The organism is Mesorhizobium sp. M7A.F.Ca.US.005.03.2.1 (assembly GCF_003997795.1).
In the GTDB taxonomy this organism is placed as follows: domain Bacteria; phylum Pseudomonadota; class Alphaproteobacteria; order Rhizobiales; family Rhizobiaceae; genus Mesorhizobium; species Mesorhizobium ciceri.
Window position 1 is genome coordinate 1 of record NZ_RZRP01000475.1, and the last position, 4,893, is coordinate 4,893.

6 protein-coding genes are annotated in these 4,893 nt (G+C 60.0%); 1 reads left to right on the plus strand and 5 read right to left on the minus strand.

Features of this window, described 5'->3' with window-relative positions; translation table 11 throughout:
- Positions 1 to 244, minus strand: a 244-nt coding sequence (locus tag EN991_RS23355; RefSeq protein WP_164769325.1) for a LysR family transcriptional regulator, incomplete at its 3' end; no start/stop codon positions are given.
- Positions 245 to 687: 443 nt separating this feature from the next.
- Here EN991_RS23355 and EN991_RS23360 point away from each other — a divergent pair.
- Positions 688 to 1,218, plus strand: a complete 531-nt coding sequence (locus EN991_RS23360; protein ID WP_280953819.1) for a uracil-DNA glycosylase family protein — start codon at positions 688 to 690, stop codon at positions 1,216 to 1,218.
- 80 nt (positions 1,219 to 1,298) lie between these two features.
- Here the strand turns inward: EN991_RS23360 and EN991_RS23365 are convergent, their stop codons facing one another.
- The 4 genes from EN991_RS23365 to EN991_RS23385 all read right to left on the minus strand — a co-directional run.
- The gene (locus tag EN991_RS23365) at positions 1,299 to 1,514 is read right to left on the minus strand and encodes a DUF2945 domain-containing protein (protein WP_064994287.1); all 216 of its coding nucleotides are present in this window, start codon (positions 1,512 to 1,514) and stop codon (positions 1,299 to 1,301) included.
- A gap of 613 nt (positions 1,515 to 2,127) precedes the next feature.
- A complete protein-coding gene (locus EN991_RS23375) occupies positions 2,128 to 2,949 on the minus strand; it encodes a universal stress protein (RefSeq protein ID WP_127369643.1) in 822 nt (273 codons plus the stop codon).
- Between the two features lie 184 nt (positions 2,950 to 3,133).
- Positions 3,134 to 3,430, minus strand: a complete 297-nt coding sequence (locus tag EN991_RS23380) for a hypothetical protein (RefSeq protein WP_064994261.1) — start codon at positions 3,428 to 3,430, stop codon at positions 3,134 to 3,136.
- Between the two features lie 89 nt (positions 3,431 to 3,519).
- Positions 3,520 to 4,893, minus strand: a 1,374-nt coding sequence (locus tag EN991_RS23385) for an FAD-dependent oxidoreductase (protein WP_127369644.1), incomplete at its 5' end; no start/stop codon positions are given.

Consider the following 4,893-nt stretch of genomic DNA (forward strand, 5'->3'; position numbering starts at 1 on the left):
CCTGGTGAAGGGTGCGTTGCCACAACTGGACGAACATCGGGGCGTGGCGCAGGAACTGCTCGCCGGCGGGAGTGAGCGAAGCGCCGCCCTTGTGGCGGACGAAAAGCTGGCGACCCAGTTGCTGCTCGAGGTTACGGATTCGTGCGCTTACGGTCGTCTGGGCGACGTTCAAGCGCTCAGAGGCCCGAATGAAACTCCCTGTCGAAACGATTTCGATAAAAGTGCGAGCGAGCTCGATGTCCATGGCGATCATAACATGAAAACTGCGTTAAAAGGTCAATCGAAATCATTTGTCGGATAGATGCCGTCCAGATCTGGCTTCGGAAACCGTTGTTCGGCGAGGTTGACGCGGCCACAGCTAGGCGGGACATGTCGACCAAACAGTCGACGCAGCCCAATCTGGTGTCGGGGCTTTGCCTCACCGCGGCGAACGGTCGCGCTGCGCCAGTGGCGGCTGGGCTCATCTTACCCTGGGTCCCACATTCAATGGTCAGTCGTTAAACTGATCGTAGGGTAAGACACCAACAGGTTTAGAACGATTTGGTAGAGGTTGCTGCAACTAGGCCCGGCCTGGGGAGCCCCGAAACACGCGCTAGGTCGGAAGCGCCGCAACTTGACGTGTTGCTTTCGAGCGTTCGTGCCTGTCGCGCCTGTGCTGGGGAATTCAGCCATGAACCGCGCCCGGTGGTGCAGGTCACTTCCGAGACCCGGCTCTTGATCTGTGGCCAAGCCCCAGGACGACGGGTGCATGAGTGCGGATTGCCGTTCGACGACCCCTCAGGTGACCGCTTGCGCGCGTGGCTTGGGCTGGATCGCAGCGTCTTCTATGGGGATTCGCGAATTGGCGTGGCTCCGATGGCGTTCTGCTTTCCTGGGACCAATCCCAAAGGGGGCGACCACCCGCCACCGTCCCGGTGTGCCGCTCTCTGGCGACGGTCGCTTCTGGCGTGCTTGCCTAGAGTGGAACTGACGCTCCTGGTCGGCGGTTACGCTCAACGGTGGGCGCTGCAACACGCCTCGGGGAGGTCGATGACCGCGACCGTTGCCGCGTGGCGCACCTATGGTCCGGCAGTCATCCCGCTGCCCCATCCCTCGTGGCGCAGTACAGCCTGGCTGCGTCGCAACCCGTGGTTCGAGAACGAATTGGTGCCTCACCTGCGCACCCGGGTTTCTGCTGTCCTGGGCAGCGCGGCTGCTCCTCACGAGCCGGCGGCATGATAAGCGTGCGGTGGACTCGGCACCGGATCGTCCGAAAGTTCTGTCCGTGTTCAGGGAGACCCGTCCACGCGTTGCTCCCGTCAGTCGCTTAATCGGGTCAGCACCTGGCCGCGGTGCAGGGCCACGTGGTCGGTCTTGCTGCTCTTGATCTCGTATTGAGGAGACTGCGGGCTCGCGTGATGCGTGTGGCCTTTATAGTCTATATCTTGGGTATGAATCCGAATGATCGTTCCGTGGACGCGACCTGCCTCCGAGTTCCAACTCACCCGATCCCCGACTTCAAATGTTTTCGTCATCGAGACGGTCGCGGGTCGGCGTCGTGGTGCCTTCTTGTGTTCCGTCATTTCTCGGTGCTCCGCCTGGGTAGGGTCAATTTTGGCGCATTTGGCTGAGGCTTGGCAGTCACCCGTTCTTGCCCATCGCCTAGGCTGGCGCCGCACCCGAACCCTTATGTACGCGTCAGTTTGCTCGACATCATAGCAGGGGATTGATGATAGGGCAGGGGCGCGGACCGCTTCCCCCCTTGCGCAGACTCAAACAGGCGTGATGCCAAAGGGCAACGCACATTATCCTCCACGAGGAGCCATCGGCCAAAGGTGCGCCGTAGTGTGTACAGACCGATCCAACGGCGAATATTTCCTCGCCCCGACGTGCCAGCAAGACAGGCTCGTTGCCGACATAGCCGGAGAGCATGGCGCCATCTGCGAGTTGGCTCAGAGGGATGCCTTTGCCGAAGTCCGGACGGTCAGTATCAGGTGTATCGGAGTTCATGAAGGGCCTCCTTACTCAGGCCGACACCGTGGACATGCAACTGGCTCGGGGGACGGCACGACGAAAATCCTACAGCGGGCAAAGTCCTTGTCACGTTATTCAGCTTGACCGAGCGTATCGATCGTTCGAGCAACGTGATCAATTCGACATCACCCGGTTCAGCCGATCATTTTCAAGCAGCGAGCGGGTAGCCCCGCCGAAGATCCACTCCCTGAACCTGCTATGACCGTAGGCGCCGGATATGACCAGATCCGCACGCATTGCGTCGGCCACATCGGCGATCGTTCCGCCATCGGATTTCTCCGGAAACACTTCCGCCTTCGCCTTTACGCCGTGAAAAGAAAGGAAGGCGACAACATCGTCCAGGCTATTCGAGGTTTCATCGGTCGCGTCATCGTCGATCGTGGTTATACGAACCTCCTTGGCCATTTGCAGAAACGGCATGGCATCAGCAACCGCACGCCTAGCTTCACGGGTGTCCTTCCACCCGACAAGAACCTTGTTGATCCGGATATTTTCCTGGTTGGTGGAGGCGACAAATACAGGTCGTCCTGCCTGAAGGATTAGATTGCCCAGGTCGGTGGAACGATGAATGTTGCCAGAAGAGGCACCTTCGGGCGACGCTGTGACAATGAGATCGGCCACACGCGCCGAGTCGATCAGCAAGCGGGTCGGATTGCCCACCGTCCCGCGCCATTCCGTCTCAACCGTCGCGCCAGCAAGACCTTCGAATTCCGCGCGGAGATCCTCGAGTCGCCGCTCGATGTTCTTCCGCTGGCGCAGCATGTTCTCACCGTCGAATGCGACGCCTCCTTCCATTACGATGGGTGGGGGAACATCGGCAGCCGAAAGGCCGATCAGACGCGCATCGAACCGCCGAGCCAGATCGACACCGAGCTTGATGACAGGAGCAACCATACCATCGATGTCGAGATTGAGAACGATTGACTTGTAGGCCATTGGACTTCCTTCCGGGATTGGGTAATGAGCCTCGGCCAAGGACGAACGGCGACGTGCCGCGAAAATGCGCCGCGACAACTGGTATCAGGCGTTAGAAAGGCGTCCTGCGCTGGGAGCCGTCGTCGCACCGATCATCGCAACGAAGCAGCTCGTCGCCTGGCGCCGCCCGTCAAAGCTCCTCGCCCTACTCAAACACGAGATTAGCTGTGCCTCTTTTTGCGATCAGCATTCGCCGGGCATCCTGGATTCGCTCAGCCTGTAGTTTGGAATAGGGGCCCATCGGCTTGGTCGTTTTGTTACCGCGACGGACCTGACAGTACCACTGGCTGCCGTTCGAGAAGATTTCAACCGAGGTCGGCGTCATGTTGGACGCTTCCTTGCCGACCGTCTTGATGATTTTGACGAACGTTGAATAATGTTGCGCGGGCGCGACCGTGCTCATACCGTTAGTGGTGCTAAGTTCCTGTTGCACTGTGGACATAATTCGAACTCCTTTCGATCATGACGGCATTCCGCTCAGCCATTTCTGATTGCGCTCTTCTTCGAACTGCGGTGCCCGAGAGCGCTCTGCTAGGTCGCCATCTGGTGCTCCATTTCCACCTCGGCCTCCAGACTTTCGATGTCGCGGAAGATCGAAGCGACAGCCAGCGTGCGTCCTTCGCGCTTGAAGCGCAGCAGGCAATCCCTGGAGGCGATATTCCCATCGACCGCGATCTCGTCCCATCGCTCCGCATGACCGACATAGTTGATGGGAACATCGTAATGCTGACTCCAGAAGAACGGCACGCCGTTGAATTTGTCGCGTTGGCCGAGCATGTTGAGGGCCGCGGTTCGTCCCTGCCTCTCTGCAACCACCCAATGCTCGACCCGAATTGTCTCACCGCTGTGGGGATCGCGCCATCGCGCAATATCGCCGGCCGCGAATACCCCTGGCTCGCTCGTTTCCAGAAAGGCGTCCACAACAACGCCGTGATCAACGACCAGCCCCGCCGTTTCGGCAAGTCTGATCCGCGGCCGCACGCCGATGCCGACGACGACGAAATCTGCCGCCAATGAGCCGCCACTGCTGAGATTTACCTTCTTGGCGTCGATGCTGCTCGCTGTATTCTCGAGATGGAATACGACGCCATGCTCTTCATGCAGGGCGCGGATGAAGTCGCCCATTTGCGGGCCGAGGACGCGCTCCATGGGTCGTTTTTCCGGCGCCACGACATGAACTTCGATCGCGCGCGCGCGCAGAGCCGCGGCAACTTCCAGGCCAATGAAACTGGCGCCAAGCACGACCGCGCGACGGGCAGTCGCGGCATGCTCGATGATCGCCTTGCAGTCTGCGAACGAGCGCAGCGTGTGAACGTGCGGCAAGTCGGCGCCGGGGATGGTCAGGCGGACGGGTTCGGCGCCGGTCGCAAGCAGCAGCCTGTGGTAAGGAACCCTTCTTTCATCAGCGAGGACGACCTCGAGGGAACGCAGGTCGATATCAACGGCCTTCGTGTCGAGACGCAGGTCGATGTTGTTTTTTGAATAGAATTTCTCCCCGCGGAGCGGAATCCAGTCCTCCGGCGATTTTCCCGCGAGGTAGTCTTTGGAGAGGTTCGGCCGGTCGACGGGCGCCGATTGGTCCTCGCTAATCATCACGATGCTGCCCTGGAACTGCTCGCGCCGCAGCATGTCGGCCGCTGCGAAACCCGCGGCGCCTCCGCCGACAATGACGATCTTCTCGGGGACTTGGCTGGAGCCTCCAGAACGCGGTTTCGGAACCATCCGTTTGATTTTCTCGCCGACGAATATCCGATCATCGCGTTGTTCCACCGACCAGCAGGCGAGTGGATTGAAGGCGGGGGCGCGCAAAGCCTCGCCTGTGCGCAAATCGAAGCACGCATGATGCCAAGGACACCGGACGGTATCCTCCACCACAAGACCCTCGACGAGCGGCCCGCCGTAATG